This window comes from Streptomyces sp. NPDC006602, assembly GCF_042870385.1.
GTDB lineage: Bacteria > Actinomycetota > Actinomycetes > Streptomycetales > Streptomycetaceae > Streptomyces.
In genome coordinates this window covers 216,696-237,387 of the sequence record NZ_JBIAHG010000003.1, presented here as the reverse complement: position 1 = coordinate 237,387, position 20,692 = coordinate 216,696, and the positions used below count along the sequence as shown (strand labels likewise).

Genomic DNA, 20,692 nt, shown 5'->3' with positions numbered 1-20,692 from the left:
GACTTTGGAATCATGCTCGATTTGGACATTGTCTAGTGAGGGGGCGGATCCTGTCCGTCGGGGGCGGTCGCGTGCTCACGCCGGCACCTGCTGCCGCGCCGGGGCCCAGCAGCGGATGATGTCGCGGACCGAGACGATGCCGACGGGCTCGTCGCGGTCGAGGACGATGAGGTGGCGGAAGCCGCCGTGCGCCATGGCGCGGGCCGCCTCCTCCAGGGTCCAGGTCGGGGCGGCGAACACGACGTCGGTGGTGGTGTGGGCGTGGACGGGTTCCGAGTCCGGGCTCTGGCCGAGGCCGACGGAGTTGAGTACGTCGCGTTCGGTGAGGATGCCGATGCCGCCGGCGTCGGGATCGTGGACGATGGCCGCGCCGACCCGGCGGGCGGACATCAGGGCGGCGGCCTGGCGGAGGGTGTGGGTGGGGCCGATGGTGAGGACCACCGTGCTCATGGCGTCGCGGACCAGCATGGGTTCCGAGTCACCTCCTAGGAGCCGCTGTTAGTTCAGCGGTTCACAAGTTCACAAACGAGGGTCTCCCCAGAGTGGCAGGTAAAGCGGAGGTCAACAAGAGGGCGCGTGCGGTCGATTGAGGGCGTGCGCGCTCATGTGTGTCAGTCAGTAGCGCTCATTCAGGTAGCCCAGGAACTCGTCGTGGAGCAGGCCGTTCGACGCGGCCGCGTTGCCACTGTGCGGGCCGGGGCGGCCGTCGAGGCCGGTGAAGGCGCCGCCGGCCTCCGTCACGATGATCGCGTTCGCGGCCATGTCCCACAGGGAGAGCTCGGGCTCGGCGCACATGTCGACCGAGCCTTCGGCGACCATCATGTACGGCCAGAAGTCGCCGTACGCGCGCGTGCGCCACACCTCGCGGGTCAGGTCCAGGAAGCCGCCCAGGCGGCCCTGGTCCTCCCAGCCGGTGAGCGAGGAGTACGCGAAGGAGGCGTCGGAGAGCTTCGAGACACTGGAGACGTGCAGGCGGGAGGCCGAGGTGAGGCTGCGCCCGGAGAAGGCGCCGTGGCCCTTCGCGGCCCACCAGCGGCGGCCGAGGGCGGGGGCGGAGACGACGCCGACGACGGGCTGGTAGCCGCCCTCCGCGGCCTCCATGAGGGAGATCAGAGTGGCCCAGACCGGAACGCCCCGTACGTAGTTCTTGGTGCCGTCGATCGGGTCGATGACCCAGCGGCGGGGCCCCGTGCCCTCGATGCCGTACTCCTCACCGAGGATCGCGTCGCGGGGGCGGGCGCGCTGCAGCTGGCCGCGGATGAGTTCCTCCGAGGCCTTGTCCGCTTCGCTCACCGGAGTCATGTCCGGCTTCGTCTCCACCTTCAGGTCGAGAGCCTTGAAGCGGGCCATGGTCGCCGCGTCGGCGGCGTCCGCGAGGACGTGGGCGAGGCGGAGGTCGTCGTGGTAGTCCGGCATGTGATGAACGCTATCTGCCGGTGGTGGTACGGGGCTACAGGGGGCCGGGGTGCGTACGGGCCCGGGTCGGTCCTGCCCGCAGCTTGCGAAAGCGACTGAGCGCCCCCGCGTGCTCTCGCGACCCCTTGACAGTGCCCCGGTGCGCGTCAAATCTGGGCGCAATGCCGCTCGCCCTCGGGAGGCGATGATGCCTGCAGCGCGGGAATCCCTGCTGGACGCCGCTTACGCGGCGCTGGCGCGTCGGCCGTGGTCCGCTGTGCGGATGGTGGACGTGGCGGCGGCGGCCGGGGTGTCCCGGCAGACGCTGTACAACGAGTTCGGGAGCAAGGAAGGGCTGGCCCGTGCCCTCGTCAGGAGGGAGGCGGACGGCTATCTCGTCGGGGTCGAGCGCGCGCTCACCACGAACGGCGACGCCCGCGAGCGACTGACCGCCACCGCCGAGTGGACCGCGTCGACGGCCCGGGAGAACGCGCTCGTACGGGCCATGCTCACCGGCTGCTGGAGCGAGCGGCTGCCCTCGCCGACCCTGTCGGCGGTGCCGTCCTCCTCGGCCGTACCGGCACAGCGCCGGGTGGACGGCCCGCTGCCGTCGCCCGGTGACTTCGTGGCCCTGGTGCGCGACCGGGCCGTGACGGTTCTCGCCGGACCCGGCACACCCAAGTCGGACACCGCCGAACTGGCCCGCTCCTGCGAACTCGTCGTCCGGCTCGCCCTGTCCTGCGTGGCGGCCCCGCCCGGCGAGGGCGGCGTCGCGGATCTCGTACACGTCGCGCTCCAGCGCCAGTTCGCGTTATAGCGCAGGTACCGCGTCCCGCTCAGTGGGCGGAGCCCGACAGCTGGAGTCCGATCACCCCGATGATCACCAGGCTGATCGAGACGATCTTCAGCGTCGAGACCAGGTCTCCGAGGAAGATCATCCCGTAGATCGCCGTGCCCGCCGCGCCGATGCCCGTCCACACGGCGTACGCCGGGCCCACGTCGAGCTTCTTCAGCGACAGGGTCAGCAGGCCGAAGCTGCCGAGGGCGAATATGCAGAACGCGACCGTGGGCCAGAGTCTGGTGAACCCGTGCGACAGCTTCAGGCAGACGGCGAAACCGGTCTCCAGAAACCCGGCCACGACGACCAGCAGCCACGCCATGAGCTGTCCTCCCGTAGGTCCACGTGTGTCAGCGCTTTGTGACCGCTTCATCAGGCTTTGGTCAGGCTTGGATCCGGCTCGGTGCGATTATGCCCTTACCGGCCGTAGGCCAAGACAAACAACGCGGAGGTCGGCCGCCTTCCTCGGTTCGGTGTCTAGTCGCCGTCCGTCCGCTCCCGCGTCGCCAGCATCCGGCGCAGCGAGTACAGGCGGGCCGGGTCCGCGTGACCGTCGGCCACCCACTGGTCCAGCGCGCAGTCCGGCTCGTCGTGACTGCACGCGCGCGGGCAACCCTCGGTGCCCGGCTCCAGGTCGGGGAAGGCGTGGATCACCCGGGACGGATCCACGTGGTGCAGGCCGAACGACCGTAGACCCGGGGTGTCGACCACCCAACCCGCGTCGCCCGAGAGCGGCAGGGCCAGTGCCGAGGTCGTGGTGTGGCGGCCGCGGCCCGTCACCGCGTTCACATGGCCGGTCAGCCGGCGGCGGTCCTGAGGGACCAGTGCGTTGACCAGGGTCGTCTTGCCGACACCCGAGTGGCCCACGAAGGCGGTGATCCTGCCGTCCAGCTGCTCACGGACCCGGCCCACCGCGTCGCCGCTCTCCAGTTCCTCGCGGCTGGTGACCACGTACGGGATGTCCAGGTGGCCGTAGAGCTCCAGCAGCTTGTCGGGCGAGGCGAGGTCCGACTTCGTCATGACCAGGAGGGGTTCCAGTCCGGCGTCGAACGCCGCCACCAGGCAGCGGTCGATCAGCCGCGGGCGGGGTTCCGGGTCGGCGAGGGCCGTGACGATGGCGAGCTGGTCGGCGTTGGCGACGATCACACGCTCGTAGGGGTCGTCGTCGTCCGCCGTGCGGCGCAGGACCGACGTGCGTTCCTCGATGCGGACGATGCGGGCGAGGGTGTCCTTCTTGCCGGTCAGGTCGCCGACGATGGAGACCCGGTCGCCGACCACGGCCGCCTTGCGGCCCAGCTCGCGGGCCTTCATCGCCAGGACGATCCGGTCGTCGACGAGGCAGGTCAGGCGGCCCCGGTCGACGGTGAGGACCATGCCCTCGACCGCGTCCTCGTGCTTGGGGCGGGTGTGCGTACGGGGTCGGTTGCCCTTGCGGTTCGGGCGGGAGCGGATGTCGTCCTCGTCGGTGTGCTTGCCGTAGCGGCGCATGGATTAAGTCCCTACGCCCTGAGCATCCCGGTCCACATGTCGGGGAAGTCCGGGAGGGTCTTCGCCGTCGTCGCCACGTTCTCGATCTGTACGCCCTCCACCGCCAGGCCGATGATCGCGCCGGCCGTGGCCATGCGGTGGTCCTCGTACGTGTGGAAGATCCCGCCGTGCAGTCGACGCGGCCGGATGTGCAGGCCGTCGGCGGTCTCCGTCACATCACCGCCGAGTTCGTTGATCTCCTTCGTGAGCGCGGCCAGGCGGTCCGTCTCGTGCAGCCGCAGGTGCGCCACGCCCCGGAGGGTGGAGGGCGAGTCCGCGAGGGCCGCGACCGCCGCGATGCCAGGGGTCAGCTCGCCGACCTCGCTCAGGTCGACATCGACGCCGTGGACCGAGCCCGAACCGGTGAAGACCAGTCCGTACTCGGTGAGTTCACAGGAACCGCCCATCTCGGTGAAGATCTCCCGCAGCCGGTCACCGGGCTGGGTGGTGCGGGCCGGCCAGTCGGGGACGAGGACCTTGCCGCCGGTCACCAGGGCCGCCGCCAGGAACGGCTGGGCGTTCGACAGGTCCGGCTCGACGGTCAGGTCCCGGCCGAGCAGCGCACCCGGCGTGACCCGCCAGACGTTCGGCTCGCCGCCCGACTCCGGGGTGTCCACCTGCGCGCCGACCGAGCGCAGCATGTCGACGGTCATCCGGATGTGCGGCATGGAGGGCAGCGCCGAGCCGATGTGGCGGACCTCCACCCCCTGGTTGAAGCGCGGGCCGGACAGCAGCAGGGCCGACACGAACTGGGAGGACGAGGACGCGTCGATCTCCACCGTGCCGCCGTCCAGGGCGCCGCTGCCGTGCACCGTCAGCGGAAGGGCGCCGCGGCCGTCGTCGTCGATCCGGGCGCCGAGGGCGCGCAGGGCGTCGATCACGCCGTTCAGGGGACGCTCGTACGACCTGGGGTCGCCGTCGAAGTGGATGGGGCCGTCGGCGAGCGTGGCGACCGGCGGCAGGAAGCGCATCACCGTGCCGGCGTTGCCGACGTCGACGGTGGCCGGGCCTGCGAGGCCCGTGGGGAGTACGCGCCAGGCCTCGCCGGAGCCGTCGGGGCCGACGCCTTCCTCGATGGCGACGCCCATCGCGCGCAGCGCGCCGGCCATCAGCAGGGTGTCGCGGGAGCGCAGCGGGCGGCGCAGCCAGCCGGGCTCGGAGGCGAGGGCGGCGAGTACGAGGGCGCGGTTGGTGACCGACTTGGACCCGGGCACGTGGACCGTCGCGTCGACGGCTCCGCTTGCGTGCGGTGCGGGCCAGAGGGCGGTGTGTGCGGGGTTTGGGGCCATGGGCCCACTTTAATGGCCACCTGTGGTTCGGGTGCGGCGCCGTCGTGGCTGGTCGCGCCCCGCGGCGGAGCCGCCCATCGATACGGCCCGCGCCGCTGAAGGGGCGCTTCAGCCCTCCAGCAACCAGCGCCCGCCGCCTATCAGGGAACACAGTGAGACCGCGTGGAACAGGAACAGCCACAGGCCCGCCGGAACATGCGTCAGCCGCGACAACTGGTCCGCGTCCGAGTCGCCCGCGCCGCCCCGCGCCCGCTTCGCCTGCAACTCGAACGCCGGGCGCACTCCGCCGATCAGCAGGAACCACACCACCGCGTAAGCGAATGCCGCCTGTACCTGTGGTCCCGTCAGCCAGGACACCATCACGAACGTGCCGCCGGTGACCAGGACGGTCACGGCGCCGTACGCGTTGCGGATCATCACCAGCATCGCCACCAGCAGGATGGTCGCCAGCCACAGCAGGGCGGTGATGTGGCCGGCGCCGAGGAGGGCGGCACCGCCGAGGCCGAGGAGCGGGGGAGCGGTGTAGCCGGCGGCGGCGGTGAGGATCATGCCGATGCCGTGCGGCTTGCCGCGGCTGACGGTGAGACCGCTGGTGTCGGAGTGGAGGCGTATGCCGGTGAGGGTGCGGCCGGTGAACAGGGCGATCAGGCCGTGGCCGCCCTCGTGGGCGATGGTGATGGCGTTGCGCGCTATGCGCCACAGGACGTGCGGGACGACCACGCAGAGCGCGGCGACGAGGGTCGCGAGCACCACCCACAGGTCGGGGTCGGGCTGGCTGCCGAAGACTTCGTCCCAGAGGGAGGCGAGCGAGTCGGATGCGGTGGTGTGCATTGTCGGCGGAGGCTCCCGTAGGTCTCGTGGAATCTGGCAGTGTGGCACGTATGTGCGGACGGTATGCAGCGAGTCGTGGGCCCGAGGATCTCGCAGGAATCTTTGAGGTCGAGAAGTGGGAGCCCGAGGAGACTTTCGAGGCGGATTACAACGTGGCCCCGACCAAGGAGGTCTACGCCGTCCTGGACCGCCCTCTCAAGGACGCGGAGGACCCGAGGCCGGTTCGACAGCTGCGGAAGCTCAAGTGGGGACTCGTGCCGTCCTGGTCGAAGACCCCCGAGGGCGGTGCCCGGATGATCAACGCCCGCGCTGAGACCGTCCACGAGAAGCCGTCGTACCGCCGCGCCTTCGCCGGCCGGCGCTGCATCATCCCCGCCGACGGCTACTACGAGTGGGTCACCGGCACGCAGGAGCGGGACCTGGAAGTCGAGGGAAAGAAGAAGCGGCCGCGCAAGCAGCCGTACTTCGTGCTCCCCGCCGACGGGTCGGTGTTCGCGATGGCCGGGCTGTACGAGTTCTGGCGGGACAAGACCCTGCCCGACGACCACCCACAGGCCTGGTGGGTGACGTGTTCCGTCATCACGACGGAGGCGGAGCAGGCCCCGCTGGCGGTCGCCCCGGCGAACGGGCCGCACGCGCTCGCCGACATCCACCCGCGGATGCCGCTGATGCTGACCCCGGACCGCTGGGAGTCCTGGCTCGACCCGTCCCGCACGGACCCGGACGACCTGTGCGAGCTGCTCGCCCCGCCGCCCGCCGGGCTGATGCGCGCGTACCCCGTCTCCACGGCCGTCAGCAATGTCCGCAACAACGGACCGGAGCTGCTGAAGGAGCTGGAGGGCCCCGAAGAGGGCACACTCTTCTGACGTGACGAAAGAGATCACCGAAGAGACCACCGAGACCGACGCCGGCCCCGCCCGCATCACCTGGCACAGGGCCGGGAAGCCCCGGCTGCTGCTGGCCGTCAGCCATGGGGCCGGAGGCGGCATCGAGGCCCGCGACCTCCAGGCGCTCGCGCGGGTCCTCCCGGAGCACGGTGTCACCGTCGCCCTCATCGAGCAGCCCTGGCGGGTCGCCGGCAAGAAGGTGGCCCCCGCGCCCAAGACCCTCGACGTGGGGTGGCGGGGCATCTGGCCCGCTCTCGCGAGGCCCGGCCTCCCGGTGATCTCCGGCGGGCGCAGCGCCGGAGCCCGGGTCGCCTGCCGTACGGCCGTCGAGCTCGGCGCACACGCCGTCCTCGCCCTCAGCTTCCCGCTGCACCCGCCGGGCAGGCCGGAGAAGTCCCGCGCCGGGGAACTGCTCGGCGCCGGGGTGCCCACGCTCGTCGTCCAGGGCGGCAACGACCCGTTCGGCAAGCCGGAGGAGTTCCCCGCGGGGTCCTACGAACTGATCGAGGTGCCGTACGGCGATCACGGCTTCGCCGTGCCCAAGCGGGCGCCCCTCGATCAGGACCAGGCCGTGGCGATCATCACTGACGGTGTCGCGAGGTGGGCCGGGTCACTCGAGTAACGGCTCGGGAATGTTGCGGAGCGGACCTCTGTTGTGCCGGTCAGAAGTGCTGAGGAAAACAGGCACAGACGTCGTAGGAGAGGAAGTCCGGCGCATGGGTTCGACCATCTGCCCGAGCCGCAGCAGCCGTGCCGACCTTGAGTGGACGGTGCTGCATGCGGCCAAGGCCACCCCGATTCGGGCGGCGGGCGGACCGGATCGTGTTCTATCCTCCGATTCTGGTGGGACTGGTTTCGGCCCCACCCGGAATCTTGAGGAGGTGGGTCCGGTTCCCGGTACCGACGCAGGGACCGAACAAGGCCAGGCGGAGCAGCCCGAGGGCCAGGGTGGCCCGAGCGCGGAGTCGACCGCGGAGCGCAGCGCGCGCTTCGAGCGGGACGCGCTCGAGTTCCTCGACCAGATGTACTCGGCCGCGCTGCGCATGACGCGGAACCCGGCCGACGCCGAGGACCTGGTGCAGGAGACGTATGCCAAGGCGTACGCGTCCTTCCACCAGTTCCGCGAGGGCACCAACCTCAAGGCGTGGCTGTACCGCATCCTCACGAACACCTTCATCAACTCGTACCGCAAGAAGCAGCGCGAACCCCAGCGCTCGGCGGCCGAGGAGATCGAGGACTGGCAGCTGGCGCGCGCCGAGTCGCACATGTCGACCGGTCTGCGCTCCGCCGAGTCGCAGGCGCTCGACCACCTGCCCGACTCGGACGTGAAGTCAGCACTGCAGGCGATCCCCGAGGAGTTCCGCATCGCCGTCTATCTCGCGGACGTTGAGGGCTTTGCGTACAAGGAGATCGCGGACATCATGGGGACACCCATCGGTACGGTGATGTCCCGGCTGCATCGGGGCCGCCGTCAACTGCGCGGCATGCTCGAGGACTACGCCCGCGAGCGCGGACTGGTCCCGGCCGGCGCCGGAGAGTCGAACGAAGCGAAAGGCTCGGGCTCATGAGCTGCGGAGAGCCGCACGAGACGGACTGCAGTGAGGTCCTCGACCATCTCTACGAGTTCCTCGACCGGGAGATGCCGGACTCCGACTGCACCAAGTTCGAGCACCACTTCGAGGAGTGCTCGCCGTGCCTGGAGAAGTACGGCCTGGAGCAGGCCGTGAAGAAGCTGGTCAAGCGGTGCTGCGGACACGACGACGTACCGACCGACCTGCGCTCCAAGGTCATGGGGCGGATCGAGCTGATCCGCTCCGGGCAGGCCGTGCCCGAGCATGACGTGACAGCGACCCAGGTCACCCCGCAGGAGTCCTGAACTCCCGCCAGGGAACGGGCTGTCGTCACTCGAACGTGCTAATCCGCGGGTTATCGGCCCGCGGACTCCCCCCTTGCAGACTTAGGCTCCGGACGCTGACAGTCGTGGGCCGGGCTCGGGGGAGGGGCGTATGGAGGCGGTGCCGGCACGGGCGCGGGTGTACGTGGCCTGCGTGGTCCTGTGCGCCCTGTGCTGTCTGCTTCCGCTGCCGACCCTGCCCACGCCCTGGTGGGCGGTCCTCCTGCTCGCCGTGCTGTACGCCGGCTGCGAGCGGTTCGCCGCCCGCTGGCGCTTCACCGGAACGTTCTACCCCGTGCTGCTCGCCGGTGCCTTTCTGCTGCCCCCGCCCGCCGCCGCACTGGTGGCGCTGCCGGGGGCGCTGCTGTCCGCGGTCGAGCAGCGGCCGCGGTGGCTGCGCCGGGTCTGGCGGGCCGCCCAGCTCGTCGTCGGCGTATGGGTGGCCGCCCGGGTGCACTGGGCGCTGGACGGGCGGGACACCGTCGTCGACTGCGACTTCCCCTACGCGCTCGCACCCGCCGGAGCCGCCGTGTTGGCGTTCTGCCTGGCGGTGACCGTGCTGGACGGGGGGATCCAGGTGTTCGCCGAGCACGTGCCGCTGCGGCGCGCCTGGCGGGGACTGTTCGTACGATCGCTCGCACCCGTCGTCGTGCACGGGCTCGCGGGGCTGATGATGGCCGTCCTGTGGCGCAGCCCGTACGGACCTGTCGCCGCCCTGCTCGTGCTGTTGCCGATGTGCGTGTCCTGGTGGGTGTTCGCCCAGTACCACCGGGAGAGGACCGCCCATCAGGCGACGATCCGGGCGCTGGTGCAGGCCGTCGACATCAAGGACGGGTACACGCGCGGGCACAGCGAGCGGGTCGGGCAGGCGTCGATGATGATCGCGCGCGAACTGGGCATGCCCGACGAACGCGTCGAGGTCCTGCGGTTCGCCGGGATCCTGCACGACGTCGGGAAGCTGGGGGTTCCCACCCGGCTGCTCACCAAGGACGGGCCGCTGACTCCCGAGGAGCGGCGGGTGATCGAGCTGCATCCCGAGTACGGGCACGAGATGGTGCGGGGGATCTCGTTCCTCGGGGAGGCCCGGGCGGCGGTGCTGCATCACCATGAGCGGCTGGACGGCAGCGGCTATCCGTACGGACTGGTCGGGGGCCAGATCCCGGAGTCGGCCCGGGTGGTGGCGGTGGCGGACGCCTTCGACGCGATGACGTCGACCCGCTGCTATCGCAGGGCCCGGCCCGTTCCCGTCGCCCTGGAGGAGCTGACGCGGTGTGCGGGGACGCAGTTCGATCCCCGGATGGTGGAAGCCCTGGTCAGGGCGCTGGGGCGATGGGGGTGCCCCCGCTCGGGCGAAGCGGAGGGTGGGGGAGGCTGGCGCCCCGCCGTGACCGCCGACGAAGCCCGCCCGCCGCGTCCGCGCCCCTCGGTCCCCAGCCAACCGGGAACACGTCCATGAGCGGTCGCCGGCGTGCGTCGATGAGCGGTCGCCGGTGTGCGGCCAAGAGCGGTCGCCGGCCCCCCTTCCTCCTCACCCTCGTGCACACCTCCGCCGCCCTCCTCGCCGCCCTCTCCCTTGCCATCACCTTCTGGACCGGCCTCGACGAGCGGGGCACCGCCCTCGCCTTCGGGGTACTGGTCACCGTCGGTGAGCTGAGCCGGTGGACCGGGGGGCAGGTCAGGGTGGCCGCGCCGCTGGGGGCCGCGGGCGCGTTGTCGTACGCCCTGCTGGGGGCGGAGGCGGGGGAGCCGACGCGGCACGGCGTGACCCAGGTCGTCACCGTCGTCCTCGCCGCCGCCCTCCTCGGGTGCGTGCCGCACATCGCGCGGGGGCAGCGCGGGACGCTCGACCATCTCGCCCGGCGGGTGCTGACCGTCGCCTTCGCGGCAGTCTGCTTCCAACCGTTGTACAACCAGGGCATGTCCCGCCGCTGGGACGGGCCCGCCTACGCCCTGCTGCTGCTCACGCTGCTCGCCCTCACCGCGCTCTGCGACGCCGTGCTCGCCGCCGCGCTTGCCCACTCCCGCACCCGGTGGCCCTTCGGCCCGCTGCTGCGGGACGAGCTGCGGGCGCTGCTGGGGATCGGGTCCGCCGTCTGTGCCACGGGGGCGGTGATGGCGCTCGCGGTCGCCGTGGTGGGGCTGTGGGCGCTGCCCGTGTTCTCGCTGCCCCTGCTGCTCACCCAGATGTCGTTCAGGCGGTACGCGGCCGTCCGGGCCACCTACCGGCAGACCATCGCCTCTCTGGCCCGGGCCACCGAGATCGCCGGGTACACCCCGGCCGGGCACGCCCGCCGGGTCGCCGCGCTCGGGCAGGCCGTCGGGCGGGACCTGGGGCTCACCGAGCCGGAGCTGACCGTCCTGGAGTACGCGGCCCTGATGCACGACATCGGGCAGCTCAGCCTCGTCGATCCGGTGCCGGCGGGCGCCACGGCCGGGCTGCCCGCCCAGGAACAGCGCCGGATCGCGCTGCTGGGCGGGGCCGTCGTACGGCAGACCGGGGTGAATCCGCAGGTGGCGATGGTCGTGGAGCGGCAGGCCGACCCCTGGCGGGAGCAGCCGGTCGCCGCGCGGGTGGTACGGGCCGTCAACGCGTACGAGGAGAAGACCCGGGACGCCGGGCCGGGCGGGCCCCTGACGGCGCTGGAGGAGCTGCGGCTGGCGACCGCGGAGGAGTACGCGCCCGAGGTCGTCGAAGCGCTGGCCCGCGTCCTGTCGCGGGACTGTCTGACCCTGCCCCTGGCTGGGTAACCCATGGGTAATGAGCGCCCTTCCAGCCGTACGTGGTTGGATGCGATGGAGAGGGTGTCCGGGGGCACAGCCAGCCCACTGAACGGAACTGGCAGGCGGGAATCGTGAGGATCTTCGGCAAGGGACGGAACCGGCCCTCCGCCTCCTGGCGGCAGGCCACAGATCGTGCGTTCACGCTGATCGGCGACGGCCGGTACGAGGACGCGGGGGCGCTGCTGACGCGCGCCGCCGACCTGGAGCCCTGGCTGTCCGAGTCCTGGTTCAACCTCGCCCTTCTCCACAAGTTCCGGCACGACTGGGAGCAGGCGCGGGCGGCCGGCCTGAGGGCCGTGGCCCTGCTGGACCGGGAGACCGGCGCACCTGACTGGTGGAACGTCGGCATCGCGGCCACCGCCCTGCAGGACTGGCCGCTGGCGCGCCGGTCCTGGCAGGCGTACGGACTGCGGGTGCCGGGCGGTGCCACCGCCTCCGGCGAGCCCGTCGGCATGGACCTCGGCAGTGCGGCCGTACGGCTGTCGCCCGAGGGCGAGGCCGAGGTGGTGTGGGGGCGCCGGCTGGACCCGGCGCGGATCGAGGTGCTGTCCATTCCGCTGCCGTCGTCCGGGCGGCGCTGGGGCGAGGTCGTGCTGCACGACGGCGTGCCTCACGGGGAGCGGACCACCGCCGCCGGGCACTCCTACCCGGTGTTCGACGAGATCGAGCTGTGGGCGCCCTCGCCCGTGCCCACCTGGGTGGTCCTCCTGGAGGCCGCCACCGAGGCCGACCGGGACGCCCTGGAGCAGCTGGCCGCCGACGCCGGCTTCGCCGCGGAGGACTGGTCGTCGTCCGTACGCCTGCTGTGCCGGATGTGCTCCGAGTCCCGGATGCCGTCCGACGAGGGCGACGGGGAGCATCTCGACCCGCACGACCACAGCGAGCCGGGGCATCCTGGGCCGCTCGGCCATGTGACGGACGGGCAGCTGTGGGTGCCGGAGCGGGAGTGCGGGGTGGCCGCGCCGGCCTCGCTGGTTCGGGGGTTGCTGGACGGGTGGGTCGCGGACAGCCCGGATTCCCGGGAGTGGCGGGACCTCGAAGAGGTCTGCTGAGGCTCTGCCGCCTCGGCGACCCCTTTAGGCTGTACTCGCAGATTTCCCAGGCATGCAGGAAGGCGTACGTCGGTCATGGCGCAGCAGGACACCGATCAGCAGCACGCGGGCGTGCTCCCCGTGGACGACGAGGGCTTCGTCATCGACACCGAGGACACCGAGGAGCGCGAGAACGCCTGGCGCGAGCGCGGCACCTCGCGGCCGATCACGGTGGTCGGCAACCCGGTCCTGCACAAGGAGTGCAAGGACGTCACCGAGTTCGGCCCCGAGCTGGACCAGCTGATCGCGGACATGTTCGCCTCGCAGCGCACCGCCGAGGGCGTGGGCCTGGCCGCCAACCAGATCGGCGTCGACCTCAAGGTCTTCGTGTACGACTGCATGGACGACGAGGGCAAGCGGCACGTCGGTGTCCTGTGCAACCCGAAGCTCGTCGACCTGCCCGCCGACAAGCGCCGGCTGGACGACAGCAACGAGGGCTGTCTGTCGGTGCCCACCGCGTACGCGCCGCTCGCCCGCCCGGACTACGCCGAGGTGACCGGGCAGGACGAGAAGGGCAACCCGGTCAAGGCGCGCGGCACCGGCTACTTCGCCCGGTGTTTGCAGCACGAGACCGACCACCTCTACGGCTACCTCTACATCGACCGGCTCTCCAAGCGCGAACGCAAGGACGCGCTGCGGCAGATGGCCGAGAACGAGCCCCGCTACCCCGTGGTCGCCAACGACTGAGTGCCCTGCCGCTTCACCACTCCCGTCCGTACGGCGCCTGATCAGGAGAACGTCCCTGACCAGGCGCCGTTCGCTTGTGCGTCACACCTCGAAAAACCGCCCGATGGGAGCCGGGCCCTCAGCCTGCCCCACGCCCAGAAAAGACCGCACCACACAAACACAGAGTTCCCGTCAGTGAGCTGACGGGAACTCATGAACGATCGAGGCTAGTGATCCAGAACCAGTCACGCAAGGGGAGCATCTCAGCACTGTGGGGTAGTGAATGGAGCAAATCCGTTCCCAGATCGGTCAGTTGTGGTGCTGAATGGGAAGTGCGGGGATACGCAACGGCGCACGCCCGGCACAACGGGAGAGGTGTGTGCGCCAACTGGCGGCTGGAAGGGGTTTGTTCGTGTCTGCTTTCCCACACAGCACCACATCGACATCGACACCGACGGCGATCGCGGTTCCACCATCGCTCTCTCTCCCGGTGATCGAGGCAGCGTTTCCCAGGCAACTCCATCCTTATTGGCCCAAGCTCCAGGACAAGACCCGTACCTGGCTACTGGAAAAACGGCTCATGCCGGCCGACAAGGTGGAGGAATATGCCGACGGCCTGTGCTACACCGACCTCATGGCGGGGTACTACATCGGCGCCCCCGACGAGGTACTCCAGGCGATAGCGGACTACAGCGCGTGGTTCTTCGTCTGGGACGACCGTCACGACCGTGACATCGTGCACGGCCGCCCGGCCGCCTGGCGGCGGCTCAGGTTCCACCTGCACGCGGCCCTCGACTCCCCACGGAACCATCTGCACCACGAGGACTCGCTGGTCGCCGGGTTCGCGGACAGCGTGACGCGGCTGTACTCGTTCCTGGCGCGGACCTGGAACGCCCGGTTCGCCCGGCACTTCCACGAGGTGATCGAGGCGTACGACCGGGAATTCCGCAACCGCACCGAAGGCGTCGTCCCCACCGTCGAGGAATACCTCGCGCTGCGGCGGCGCACCTTCGCGCACTGGATCTGGACCGATCTGCTGGAGTCGGCCGCGGGCTGCGAACTGCCCGACGGCGTAAGGAAACACCCGGCATATCGGCGGGCGGCGCTGCTCAGTCAGGAATTCGCCGCCTGGTACAACGACCTCTGTTCGCTTCCCAAGGAAATAGCGGGCGACGAGGTGCACAATCTCGGAATCAGCCTCATCACACACGAGGGGCTTTCTCTGGAAGCTGCGGTCGCCGAAGTGCGGCGGCGCGTCGAGGAATGCGTATCCGAATTCCTTGTCGCCGAACGCGACGCCTTACGTTTCGCTGACGCCCTCGCCGACGGAACGGTACGCGGAAAGGAACTGAGCGCCGTCGTGCGCGCCTGCGTCTGCAACATGCGGAACTGGTTCAGCACCGTCTACTGGTTCCACCACGAGTCCGGCCGATACATGGTCGACAGCTGGGACGACCGGTCCACGCCCCCGTACGTCAACAACGAAGCGGCAGGTGAGAAATGACCGTCGAATCTGTGAAGCCCGTGGCCCCGGAGGTTCGGGAGCTGCGTGAGCCGCCCCTCGCGGGCGGCGGTGTACCCCTCCTCGGCCACGGCTGGAAGCTGGTGCGCGACCCGCTCAGCTTCATGGCCCGACTGCGCGACCACGGAGACGTCGTACGCCTGAAGCTCGGCCCCAAGACGGTGTACGCCGTGACCGCCCCCGCGCTCACCGGAGCCATGGCGCTGAGCACCGACTACATCATCGCCGGCCCGCTGTGGGAGTCGCTGGAGGGACTGCTCGGCAAGGAGGGCGTGGCCACCGCCAACGGGCCCACGCACCGGCACCAGCGGCGCACCATCCAGCCCGCCTTCCGGCTCGACGCCATCCCCGCCTACGGCCCGATCATGGAGGAGGAGGCGCATGGGCTGACCGAGCGCTGGAAGCCCGGCGAGACGGTCGACTGCACCTCCGAGTCCTTCCGGATCGCGGTGCGCATCGCGGCCCGCTGTCTGCTGCGCGGCGACTTCATGGACGAGCGCGCCGAGCGGCTGTGCGTCGCCCTCGCCACCGTGTTCCGGGGCATGTACCGGAGGATGGTGATACCCGCGGGTCCGCTCTACCGGCTGCCTCTTCCGGCCAATCGTCAATTCAACCGCGCGCTGGCCGATCTGCATCTCCTCGTCAACGAGATCGTCGCCGAGCGGAGGGCATCTGGTCAAAAGCCGGACGATTTGCTGACGGCATTGCTGGAGGCGAAGGACGAGAATGGCGAGCCCATCGGGGAGCAGGAGATCCACGACCAGGTCGTCGCCATCCTCACGCCCGGCAGCGAAACCGTGGCATCCACGATCATGTGGCTGCTCCACGTTCTCGCGGAACATCCGGAACACGCGGACAGGGTGTGCGCGGAAGTCCAATCCGTCACCGGCGGACGCCCGGTGGCATTCGAGGACGTCCGTGCGCTCAGGCACACGAACAATGTCGTCGTCGAAGCCATGCGTTTGCGGCCTGCCGTATGGATATTGACGCGACGGGCGGTGCGGGACACCGAACTCGGTGGGTATCGCATTCCGGCCGGTGCCGACATCGTGTACAGCCCGTACGCGATCCAGCGCGACGGGCGGTCCTATGCGGACAACCTGGCGTTCGACCCCGACCGCTGGCTTCCCGACCGGGCCAAGGACGTGCCGAAATACGCCATGAGCCCGTTCAGCGTGGGCAACCGCAAGTGCCCCAGCGACCACTTCTCGATGGCCCAGCTGACGCTCGTCACGGCGGCACTGTCGACGAAGTACCGCTTCGAGCAGGTGTCTGGTTCGGACGACGCGACCCGGGTGGGGATCACCCTGCGCCCGCAGCGGCTGCTGCTGAAGCCGGTCCCCCGGTGAGAGGTCAGGCGGCTTCGGTGCCCCGGAAGGTGCGCCGGTAGGCGTTCGGTGTGGTCCCCACCGACCGGACGAACTGGTGGCGCAACGCGGCCGCGTTCCCGAACCCTGTTCGACCGGCGATGGCGTCCACCGTCTCGTCCGTCGCCTCCAGCAACCGCTGGGCCAGCAGCACGCGTTGGCGCAGGATCCAGCGGTAGGGAGTCGTACCCGTCTCCTGCTGGAAGCGACGGGCGAAGGTGCGCGGGGACATGTGGGCACGGTCGGCGAGCTGCTCCACGGTGACCTCCTCGTCGAGGTGCTGCTCCATCCACACCAGCACCTCGCCGACGGTGTCGCACTGCGACCGGGGCAGCGGCCGCTCGATGTACTGCGCCTGCCCGCCGTCCCGGTGCGGCGGTACGACCATCCGCCGGGCGATCTTGTTGGCGACCTCGGGCCCCTGCTCCTTGCGCACGATGTGCAGACAGGCGTCGATGCCGGCGGCGGTGCCGGCCGAGGTGATCACCGGATCCTCGTCCACGTACAGCACGTCCGGTTCGACGATCGCCTCCGGGTACCGTCGGGTGAGTTCGTCCACTTGCCGCCAGTGCACACTGCACCGCCGACCGTCCAGCAGCCCGGCGGCACCGAGCAGAAAGACGCCGGAGCAGACGCTGAGCACCCGGGCACCGCGGTCGACGGCCCGGACCAGGGAGTCCAGGAGCTCGGGCGGGTAGTCACGCGTGACGTAGTCGCTCCCGGCCGGTACGGCGATCAGGTCGGCCTCCTCCAGCCGGTCGAGGCCGTACGGCGTGGAGACGGTGAGGCCGCCGACGTGTGTGCCCAGCGAGGGGCCCTCCGCCGAGACGACCGCGAAGTCGTAGGCAGGCAGACCCTCGTCGGTGCGGTCGATGCCGAAGACCTCGCAGACCACGCCGAGTTCGAAGGGGTGCACTCCGTCGAGAAGGACAGCGGCCACGTTTTTGAGCATGCTGCCAGTGTGCCTCGAAGCTGGCAGTAAATCGAGGGTCCACGGCAGTCCTGCCACTGTTGGTAAGGAGTCTCCGGCGCGACAGTGGTGACATGACTACAGCGCAGACAGAAGGACTGATCGCCATGCTCACCGTCCTCGGAATCCTGGTCCTCCTGGTCCTCCCGTCAGTGATCGGGATCGCGCACGACCGGCGCGTCGACCGTCAGATCAGGGAGGCCCAGGAGGCCCGGAAGGCCGCGGAGGATCAGAAGTCCTCGTCCAGGTCCACGGTGCCCTCCACCGCGACCTGGTACGCCGACGGCCGCCGCTCGAAGAAGTTGGTCAGCTCCTGAACACCCTGGAGCTCCATGAAGGAGAAGGGGTTCTCCGAGCCGTACACCGGGGCGAAGCCGAGGCGCGCCAGGCGCTGGTCGGCGACGCACTCCAGGTACTGCCGCATGGAGTCGGTGTTCATGCCCGGGAGGCCGTCACCGCACAGGTCGCGCGCGAACTGCAGCTCGGCCTCGACGGCCTCCTTCAGCATGTCGACGACCTGCTGCCCGAGCGCGTCGTCGAACAGCTCCGGCTCCTCCTTGCGGACGGTGTCGACCACCTCGAAGGCGAAGCTCATGTGCATCGTCTCGTCCCGGAACACCCAGTTGGTGCCGGTGGCCAGACCGTGCAGCAGGCCCCGGCTGCGGAACCAGTAGACGTACGCGAAGGCGCCGTAGAAGAACAGGCCCTCGATGCACGCGGCGAAGCAGATCAGGTTGAGCAGGAAGCGGCGGCGGTCGGCCTTGGTCTCCAGGCGGTCCAGCTTCTCGACCTCGTTGATCCACCGGAAGCAGAACTCGGCCTTCTCGCGGATGGACGGGATGTTCTCCACGGCGTCGAAGGCGGCCGCCCTGTCCTCCGGGTCCGGGAGGTAGGTGTCGAGGAGCGTCAAGTAGAACTGGACGTGGACCGCTTCCTCGAAGAGCTGGCGCGACAGGTACAGGCGCGCCTCCGGGGAGTTGATGTGCTTGTACAGCGTCAGCACGAGGTTGTTCGCCACGATCGAGTCGCCCGTCGCGAAGAACGCGACCAGCCGGCCGATCATGTGCTGCTCACCAGGCGTGAGCTTCGCCAGGTCGGTGACGTCCGAGTGGAGGTCGACCTCCTCGACGGTCCATGTGTTCTTGATGGCGTCCCGGTAGCGCTCGTAGAAGTCCGGGTAGCGCATGGGGCGGAGAGTCAGCTCGAAGCCCGGGTCGAGCAGGTTTTTGGTTTCGCTGGACATTACTGGCAGGCCTCGCAGGACTCGGGGTTCTCCAGGGAGCAGGCGACGGCTTCGGGGTGGACGACCTGCTGTACGGGGACGGTGGCTTGTGCCGCGCGGGCGATCCGCGTCGCCGGGCGCGAGCGCAGGTAGTACGTCGTCTTCAGGCCCTGCTTCCAGGCGTACGCGTACATCGAGGAGAGCTTGCCGATGGTCGGCGTCTCCAGGAACAGGTTCAGGGACTGGGACTGGTCGAGGAACGGGGTGCGGGCCGCCGCCATGTCGATCAGGCCGCGCTGCGGGATCTCCCACGCCGTGCGGTACAGCGCCCGTACGTCCTCGGGGATCCAGGCGAAGCCCTGCACCGAGCCGTTCGCGTCGCGCAGCGCTTCACGGGTGCGGGCGTCCCAGACGCCCAGCGCCTTCAGTTCCTTCACCAGGTACGAGTTGACCTGGAGGAACTCGCCGGACAGCGTCTCCCGCTTGAACAGGTTGGACACCTGCGGCTCGATGCACTCGTACACGCCCGCGATCGACGCGATGGTGGCGGTCGGCGCGATCGCGAGCAGCAGGGAGTTGCGCATGCCGGTCGTGGCGACGCGCGCCCGCAGGGCCGCCCAGCGCTCCGGCCAGGTCAGCTCGGCGTCGTAGTGGTCGGGGTGCAGAACACCCTTGGCCGTACGGGTCTTCTCCCAGGCCGGCAGCGGGCCGCTGCGCTCGGCGAGGTCGGCGGACGCCTCGTACGCGGCGAGCATGATGCGTTCGGCGATGCGCGTGGAGAGCCGGCGGGCTTGCGGCGAGTCGAAGGGCAGCCGCAGCTGGAAGAAGACGTCCTGCAGGCCCATGACGCCGAGGCCGACCGGGCGCCACTTGGCGTTGGAGCGGCCCGCCTGCTCGGTCGGGTAGAAGTTGATGTCGACGACCCGGTCGAGGAAGGTGACGGCGGTGCGGACGGTCTCGTCCAGCCGCTCCCAGTCGATGTCGTCGCCGACCACGAACGCGCCGAGGTTGACCGAACCGAGGTTGCAGACCGCCGTCTCCCCGTCGTCCGTGACCTCCAGGATCTCCGTGCAGAGGTTGGAGGAGTGCACGACGTGGCCCGGCTCGGCCGTCTGGTTGGCGGTGCGGTTGGCCGCGTCCTTGAAGGTCATCCAGCCGTTGCCGGTCTGCGCGAGGGTGCGCATCATGCGGCCGTAGAGGTCACGGGCGGGGAGGGTCCTGCGCGCGAGCCCCTCCGCCTCCGCCCTGCGGTACGCCGCGTCGAACTCCGCGCCCCACAGGTCGACCAACTCGGGCACGTCGGCGGGGGAGAACAGCGACCACTGCGCGTCGGCGTTCACGCGGCGCATGAACTCGTCCGGGACCCAGTGCGCGAGGTTCAGGTTGTGCGTACGGCGGGCGTCCTCGCCGGTGTTGTCGCGCAGTTCCAGGAACTCCTCGATGTCGGAGTGCCAGGTCTCCAGGTAGACCGCGGCCGCGCCCTTGCGCCGACCGCCCTGGTTCACGGCGGCGACCGAGGCGTCGAGGGTCTTCAGGAACGGGACGATGCCGTTGGAGTGCCCGTTCGTGCCGCGGATCAGTGAACCCCGGGAGCGGATGCGGGAGTAGGCGATGCCGATGCCGCCGGCGTGCTTGGAGAGGCGGGCGACCTGGTGGTAGCGGTCGTAGATGGAGTCCAGCTCGTCCTTCGGGGAGTCGAGGAGGTAGCAGGACGACATCTGGGGGTGCCGGGTGCCGGAGTTGAAGAGGGTGGGGGAGGAGGGGAGGTAGTCGAGGCGGCTCATGAGCCGGTAGAGGGCGGCGACTTCGTCCAGTGCGCGGAGGCCCGATTCTGAATTGAGCACAGCGTCCTCGGCCAGGCCGCTCGCGACGCGCAGCATGAAGTGCTGGGGCGTCTCGATGACGCGCCGGGTGATCGGGTGCCGGAGCAGGTAGCGGCCGTGGAGCGTGCGCAGACCGAAGTACTCGAAGCGGTCGTCGGCGTGCGGGTCGAGCAGCGCTTCGAGGCGGTCGGCGTGGACCCGTACGAACTCGGCCGTACGGTCCGCGACGAGGCCCTCGCGGTGGCCCACCGCGACGGACTCCGTGAAGGAGGTGACGCCCTGGGAGGCGGCCTCGGCGCGGATGCTGATGGTCAGCAGGCGGGCGGCGAGCCGCGAGTAGGCGGGGTCCTCGGAGATGAGGCCGGCGGCCGCCTCGGTGGCCAGCTCGCGCAGTTCCGTCCCGTCCGCCCGTGCGGACCGGCCGCGCAGCGCGGCGGCGGCGACCCGGCCGGGGTCGGCGTCGGGGAGGTCGGCGGTCAGCTCGGTCAGGGTCCGCAGCAACGCGGTCCCGGGACCGTCGTCGGCCACCGGGGTCACTGAAGCCGGGTCTGCTGGCGCGATGGTCACGTGGGGCTCTCCCTCGCTCGGC

General features: G+C 70.2%; 21 protein-coding genes. 12 read left to right on the top strand and 9 right to left on the bottom strand.

Going from position 1 to position 20,692, the window contains the following annotated elements; translation table 11 throughout:
- Window positions 1-75: 75 nt before the first annotated feature.
- The gene (locus tag ACFYO2_RS09860; protein ID WP_388346644.1) at window positions 76-468 is read right to left on the bottom strand and encodes a cyclic nucleotide-binding/CBS domain-containing protein; all 393 of its coding nucleotides are present in this window, start codon (window positions 466-468) and stop codon (window positions 76-78) included.
- A 147-nt stretch (window positions 469-615) separates the two neighbouring features.
- Window positions 616-1,416 carry a histidinol-phosphatase gene (gene hisN, locus ACFYO2_RS09855; RefSeq protein WP_388346642.1) on the bottom strand — a complete coding sequence of 267 codons (801 nt, stop codon included), beginning with the start codon at window positions 1,414-1,416 and terminating at the stop codon, window positions 616-618.
- Between the two features lie 184 nt (window positions 1,417-1,600).
- Here hisN and ACFYO2_RS09850 point away from each other — a divergent pair, with 184 nt between their 5' ends.
- Window positions 1,601-2,212, top strand: a complete 612-nt coding sequence (locus ACFYO2_RS09850; RefSeq protein WP_388346640.1) for a TetR/AcrR family transcriptional regulator — start codon at window positions 1,601-1,603, stop codon at window positions 2,210-2,212.
- Window positions 2,213-2,231: 19 nt separating this feature from the next.
- Here the strand turns inward: ACFYO2_RS09850 and ACFYO2_RS09845 are convergent, their stop codons facing one another.
- The 4 genes from ACFYO2_RS09845 to ACFYO2_RS09830 form a co-directional block, all read right to left on the bottom strand.
- The gene (locus ACFYO2_RS09845; RefSeq protein ID WP_363281736.1) at window positions 2,232-2,555 is read right to left on the bottom strand and encodes a multidrug efflux SMR transporter; all 324 of its coding nucleotides are present in this window, start codon (window positions 2,553-2,555) and stop codon (window positions 2,232-2,234) included.
- Window positions 2,556-2,710: 155 nt separating this feature from the next.
- A complete protein-coding gene (gene rsgA / locus ACFYO2_RS09840; RefSeq protein ID WP_388346636.1) occupies window positions 2,711-3,721 on the bottom strand; it encodes a ribosome small subunit-dependent GTPase A in 1,011 nt (336 codons plus the stop codon).
- 11 nt (window positions 3,722-3,732) lie between these two features.
- On the bottom strand, window positions 3,733-5,049 hold the full coding sequence (aroA, locus tag ACFYO2_RS09835; RefSeq protein ID WP_388346633.1) for a 3-phosphoshikimate 1-carboxyvinyltransferase: 1,317 nt from the start codon (window positions 5,047-5,049) through the stop codon (window positions 3,733-3,735).
- Between the two features lie 108 nt (window positions 5,050-5,157).
- Complete coding sequence (locus ACFYO2_RS09830; protein WP_388346630.1) at window positions 5,158-5,880, bottom strand: M50 family metallopeptidase; 723 nt, start codon at window positions 5,878-5,880, stop codon at window positions 5,158-5,160.
- A 50-nt stretch (window positions 5,881-5,930) separates the two neighbouring features.
- Between ACFYO2_RS09830 and ACFYO2_RS09825 the strand changes: the two genes are divergently transcribed.
- The 10 genes from ACFYO2_RS09825 to ACFYO2_RS09780 all read left to right on the top strand — a co-directional run bounded on the left by ACFYO2_RS09825 (window position 5,931) and on the right by ACFYO2_RS09780 (window position 16,070).
- Window positions 5,931-6,746 carry an SOS response-associated peptidase gene (locus tag ACFYO2_RS09825; RefSeq protein WP_388346628.1) on the top strand — a complete coding sequence of 272 codons (816 nt, stop codon included), beginning with the start codon at window positions 5,931-5,933 and terminating at the stop codon, window positions 6,744-6,746.
- 1 nt (window position 6,747) lies between these two features.
- Window positions 6,748-7,389, top strand: coding sequence for an alpha/beta family hydrolase (locus ACFYO2_RS09820; RefSeq protein WP_388346625.1), 642 nt, complete (start codon window positions 6,748-6,750; stop codon window positions 7,387-7,389).
- Window positions 7,390-7,648: 259 nt separating this feature from the next.
- A complete protein-coding gene (gene sigR / locus ACFYO2_RS09815) occupies window positions 7,649-8,335 on the top strand; it encodes an RNA polymerase sigma factor SigR (protein ID WP_388346623.1) in 687 nt (228 codons plus the stop codon).
- On the top strand, window positions 8,332-8,643 hold the full coding sequence (rsrA, locus tag ACFYO2_RS09810; RefSeq protein ID WP_388346620.1) for a mycothiol system anti-sigma-R factor: 312 nt from the start codon (window positions 8,332-8,334) through the stop codon (window positions 8,641-8,643). The genes sigR and rsrA overlap by 4 nt, the downstream gene beginning before the upstream one ends.
- A 130-nt stretch (window positions 8,644-8,773) precedes the next feature.
- Window positions 8,774-10,117, top strand: coding sequence for an HD-GYP domain-containing protein (locus tag ACFYO2_RS09805; RefSeq protein WP_388346617.1), 1,344 nt, complete (start codon window positions 8,774-8,776; stop codon window positions 10,115-10,117).
- A gap of 20 nt (window positions 10,118-10,137) precedes the next feature.
- Window positions 10,138-11,409 carry an HD-GYP domain-containing protein gene (locus ACFYO2_RS09800; RefSeq protein ID WP_388347550.1) on the top strand — a complete coding sequence of 424 codons (1,272 nt, stop codon included), beginning with the start codon at window positions 10,138-10,140 and terminating at the stop codon, window positions 11,407-11,409.
- 104 nt (window positions 11,410-11,513) lie between these two features.
- Window positions 11,514-12,494, top strand: a complete 981-nt coding sequence (locus ACFYO2_RS09795; protein ID WP_388346615.1) for a tetratricopeptide repeat protein — start codon at window positions 11,514-11,516, stop codon at window positions 12,492-12,494.
- A gap of 75 nt (window positions 12,495-12,569) precedes the next feature.
- The gene (gene def / locus ACFYO2_RS09790) at window positions 12,570-13,220 is read left to right on the top strand and encodes a peptide deformylase (RefSeq protein ID WP_388346614.1); all 651 of its coding nucleotides are present in this window, start codon (window positions 12,570-12,572) and stop codon (window positions 13,218-13,220) included.
- Window positions 13,221-13,611: 391 nt separating this feature from the next.
- Window positions 13,612-14,703: an epi-isozizaene synthase gene (cyc1, locus tag ACFYO2_RS09785; protein WP_388346612.1), complete on the top strand. Its 1,092-nt coding sequence runs from the start codon at window positions 13,612-13,614 to the stop codon at window positions 14,701-14,703.
- Window positions 14,700-16,070, top strand: a complete 1,371-nt coding sequence (locus tag ACFYO2_RS09780) for a cytochrome P450 (protein WP_388346609.1) — start codon at window positions 14,700-14,702, stop codon at window positions 16,068-16,070. The genes cyc1 and ACFYO2_RS09780 overlap by 4 nt, the downstream gene beginning before the upstream one ends.
- Before the next feature lie 4 nt (window positions 16,071-16,074).
- On the opposite strand, the gene ACFYO2_RS09775 is transcribed toward ACFYO2_RS09780, so the two are convergent.
- Window positions 16,075-17,040, bottom strand: coding sequence for a GlxA family transcriptional regulator (locus ACFYO2_RS09775; RefSeq protein ID WP_388346606.1), 966 nt, complete (start codon window positions 17,038-17,040; stop codon window positions 16,075-16,077).
- A gap of 92 nt (window positions 17,041-17,132) precedes the next feature.
- On the opposite strand from ACFYO2_RS09775, the gene ACFYO2_RS09770 reads away from it, so the two are divergent.
- Window positions 17,133-17,375 carry a hypothetical protein gene (locus ACFYO2_RS09770; protein WP_388346603.1) on the top strand — a complete coding sequence of 81 codons (243 nt, stop codon included), beginning with the start codon at window positions 17,133-17,135 and terminating at the stop codon, window positions 17,373-17,375.
- On the opposite strand, the gene ACFYO2_RS09765 is transcribed toward ACFYO2_RS09770, so the two are convergent.
- Together ACFYO2_RS09765 and ACFYO2_RS09760 are read right to left on the bottom strand one after the other, a co-directional pair.
- Window positions 17,288-18,301, bottom strand: coding sequence for a ribonucleotide-diphosphate reductase subunit beta (locus tag ACFYO2_RS09765; protein WP_388346600.1), 1,014 nt, complete (start codon window positions 18,299-18,301; stop codon window positions 17,288-17,290). The two genes, ACFYO2_RS09770 and ACFYO2_RS09765, sit on opposite strands and share 88 nt — an antisense overlap.
- Window positions 18,301-20,670, bottom strand: a complete 2,370-nt coding sequence (locus ACFYO2_RS09760; protein WP_388346597.1) for a ribonucleoside-diphosphate reductase subunit alpha — start codon at window positions 20,668-20,670, stop codon at window positions 18,301-18,303. The genes ACFYO2_RS09765 and ACFYO2_RS09760 overlap by 1 nt, the downstream gene beginning before the upstream one ends.
- Window positions 20,671-20,692: the final 22 nt, after the last annotated feature.